Here is a 625-nt window from a genome sequence, read left to right on the forward strand (position 1 = left end):
CCAAAAGCGGCCAATCCACGAGATGCAACCACAGGAGGTGCGCTCAGCGCTCGAGCAAGTGTTGCGTTTGCTCCAGGACTACGCGCAGCCGAGCTCCTATCTTCCGTACCAGCACATCCACTTCCAGCGTCAGACGGACTTCGTTTACGACGAAGGCCAGCGCCTGGTCGAGAGGCTCTATACGACCACCCAAATCGACAGAATGCTCTCAGACATTGGCGCTCGTACCGGCGCAAACTTAGCGCAGAGCGAGGGGGCGACCGCGCCGAAGGCTAACGAGACGCGATTCTACCGAAATGCGTGGATGCGGGCTTTGGTCGAGCCGGCCAAGCCGGCGTTGAAGGGCCTCCTGAGCCCGCAGCGCTGGGCGGCTCTCAAACAGGCGACGCGGAATTGGGTATTTGTTTCCAGCGACCGTAAGCTGCAGGCCATCTTTGACTCGGACTATATCCGAGACTTCATTATGGACTACTACCGAGACGATCTCCGCTTGTTCGAGGCGCTATGCGAGATCGAACAACGTCCTGCGGCTGAGGGGCCGCCTGGCTCTCAGAAATCCGCTGATGTAAAGAGTTGACACATCCGTGCCTGCACCATCCGAGTACTTGTATGAACGATATTGAAA

The 625-nt window shown here is 57.9% G+C and carries 1 protein-coding gene; it reads left to right on the forward strand.

Annotated features, from left to right (window positions below; translation table 11 throughout):
* Window positions 1-577, forward strand: a 577-nt coding sequence (locus tag OP495_RS18655; protein ID WP_280571280.1) for a hypothetical protein, incomplete at its 5' end; no start/stop codon positions are given.
* Window positions 578-625 lie beyond the last annotated feature (48 nt).

Source organism: Chromohalobacter sp. 296-RDG, from assembly GCF_029889885.1.
Taxonomy (GTDB): Bacteria; Pseudomonadota; Gammaproteobacteria; order Pseudomonadales; family Halomonadaceae; genus Chromohalobacter.